Origin of the sequence: Vibrio sp. AND4 (assembly GCF_000171815.1) — a bacterium.
GTDB lineage: Bacteria > Pseudomonadota > Gammaproteobacteria > Enterobacterales > Vibrionaceae > Vibrio.
In genome coordinates, this window is the sequence record NZ_ABGR01000082.1 from 1 (window position 1) to 2,651 (window position 2,651).

General features: G+C 42.3%; 3 protein-coding genes and 1 pseudogene. 1 reads left to right on the plus strand and 3 read right to left on the minus strand.

The window, feature by feature from the left end; translation table 11 throughout:
• Positions 1–167 (minus strand): annotated as a pseudogene (locus tag AND4_RS20595) (isochorismate synthase); the annotation flags it as partial.
• Positions 168–539: 372 nt separating this feature from the next.
• Here AND4_RS20595 and AND4_RS18645 point away from each other — a divergent pair.
• The gene (locus AND4_RS18645) at positions 540–1,331 is read left to right on the plus strand and encodes a 2,3-dihydro-2,3-dihydroxybenzoate dehydrogenase (RefSeq protein WP_009844542.1); all 792 of its coding nucleotides are present in this window, start codon (positions 540–542) and stop codon (positions 1,329–1,331) included.
• 18 nt (positions 1,332–1,349) lie between these two features.
• Here AND4_RS18645 and AND4_RS18650 read toward each other — a convergent pair whose 3' ends face one another.
• Both AND4_RS18650 and AND4_RS18655 read right to left on the minus strand, forming a co-directional pair.
• Positions 1,350–2,051, minus strand: a complete 702-nt coding sequence (locus AND4_RS18650) for a transglycosylase SLT domain-containing protein (RefSeq protein ID WP_144017071.1) — start codon at positions 2,049–2,051, stop codon at positions 1,350–1,352.
• Between the two features lie 346 nt (positions 2,052–2,397).
• On the minus strand, positions 2,398–2,651 hold a 254-nt coding region (locus AND4_RS18655; protein WP_009844544.1), incomplete at its 5' end, for a DUF3015 family protein.

The following is a 2,651-nucleotide window of genomic DNA, read 5'->3' on the forward strand; positions in this document are numbered from 1 at the left end:
GTATCTAACTCGCAAAATTTTACCTGTTGGGAAAATTCCGCGGCAATGCCTTGGGTAAGTAAAGTCACCGTCGGTGAGCTAAAAAAGAACGAAGCATCATCCGTGTGAGCGTTAAGAAACTCGGTGAGCATAGTGCTACTTCCCATTGAGTTACGAAGCATAATCATCTCTCAAGCTTTATTAAACATAGCGTTCCAAATGAGTTTCATTCTCATTTTTCGAGTGAGACTACACATACAAAATCAATAGTTCAAACACTTTATGATAACAATTATCACTCGCATTATAAACAATCCTGTAAATTACAGACAAAGCAGCAATATACAAAAAAGTTAATAATTACCATAACTTAGAAAAATAAAGACGAAAAATCGCCCAATAAAAAAGAGATAAAATATTTATAAAAACAAAACCAAGCATAGATTATGTGAATCAAATCACCAATTTCTCAATCTTGGTGTTAATAACGCGACAACAAAAATAAAAATCATTATCATCCGCCAAGATTGGTATGCCATTAGTTGCAATTAGGGAAAAGGATGATTAAAAACTGTTCAGACTTCAGCGGTAAGCTGTGTTTAGTGACCGGTGCGGGACAAGGAATTGGCTTAGCATGTACCAAAAGCCTATTGGCGCAGGGAGCAAGAGTCATTGCTTGTGATGTTACTCACTCGGCACTCGACAGCCTCCAACTATCGCTCACTGATCAACTGCGATCGCAAACCTTACTTGTCCCTTTTGATTTATCGGATTCAAGTGCGATTCAAACCGCCTGTCACAGCCTAGAACATGACAAACTCATCCCTGATTACGTCATTACTTGTGCTGGTATTTTGCAGCTTGGAGCGGTGTTGGATTTATCATTAGCATCGCTAAGCAAAACCTTGGACATCAATTTAAAGGGCACTATGCTGCTCACCCAACACCTGGCCAAACTGTTAGTTAAACACGGCAAACGGGGTGCCATTGTGGCTGTCGGATCGAACGCAGCAGACACACCACGTGTGAACATGTCCGCATACTGCGCAGCCAAAGCAGGCCTGCACATGTGGATACAATGTTTAGGATTGGAGCTCGCTGAGCATGGTATTCGCTGCAATATCGTCAGCCCTGGTTCAACCCGAACCCCCATGCAAGAGCAAATGTGGAATGAAACGTATGGCGAGCGAGAGACGATTCAAGGCAACTTAGCATCTCATCGTTTGGGTATTCCATTGAACAAGATTGCCGAGACAAAAGACATCACCAATGCGATTGAATTTTTACTCGGTGATAAATCAGGTCATATCACCATGCATGATTTAAGAGTGGACGGCGGAGCAACCTTCTGATCCTCCGCCCAATAAGCCTTAACCGCAACACTTGTGGTGCCTGCCCTTCTCTAGCTTGCGCCTTACCCTGTAGGACACATCACCTAACGTGATCTTGCCCGTGTTATGGCGATCAAAGCCCGCGTTTTGTCGATACGCAATAGACCCTTGCCTAAACAGCACGTACGAATGCGGCTTGCCGATTGCCTCTGGGAAGAGAATCGCCATGTATACATCCTCAAGAGACGCCATTTGGCCGCGAAAAGGTAAGAGGTAGGCTTGCACATAATCAAGCTGTCTGAGCGCACTCATCTGGGCCAGCGCTGCGGTGCAAGTCCCCAGTATTTGAGCCGTTGAGGGCATAAACTGAATCAACCCTATCGCACCACTGCCAGAACCATTTTTGATACTCGGGCTAAATGTCTCTGCCGTTTCAAACGCCATGCATGCCATCAAGTAATCTGGATCAATATTGAGCTCTTGAGAAATATCGCTCACTTTACTTCTAAACTCAGGTGAAACACGGTTTCCCCAAGCCAAAGCAACGACAGAGGAGGATGAAAAGCACGAACAAGAAACATTACTTTTTTTAAGGAATAAAGATAAAGGTGAAAGAGTGGTGACAACCTTCTGATTTTTACGCATCGGGCTGTTAGGAAAGGGATAAACCTTATCTTTTTTGTGCTTAAACTTTGTTATTTTAATTAGCTTATACAATCGCTTAGAAAGCGTTTTCACGATACGACCACGTTAAAAAAATATTTATAAAACTGTAATCGATTTCTCACTTCTTTAACATTGGTATCAATTGCAAAGCACAACAATGTGATTCATGTCGACATTTTTTACAAGAGACATAACCTCGGTAAATAGGGTTAACTCAAAAGTATTCACCCAACTTCCAGAATGAAGCACTGTTACAAGTCACCAATCTGCAATGCAAAGACGACTTCACACCACGAGTCTGCAATCTCATCGCCTCAAATACATGCTCAACGTCTTGGTTGGTGACGGAAACATTAGATAGATTCAAACAAAAAAGGCTACCTAAGTAACCTTTTTATTAGACGCTAACTTTTTACGTTAATTACAGGCTAGCCATAACGACGTTGTAGTACGCTTCTGGGTTCGATTGCTTAGCTACAATTTGATCAGCCATTTCAGTACGAACGGCATGAATAACCTGTGGTTGCTGGCTTTCTTCCACATCAAGCATGTTCAACATTGCAGTCAGGTGCAGACCAGAACCTTGCGACGTTTCTTCAATAACTTGATCGTAGTTATCTTGAATAAACTGCGCAGTTTTTACTTCTTTACCTTCACATGACTCTTCAGAAGAAA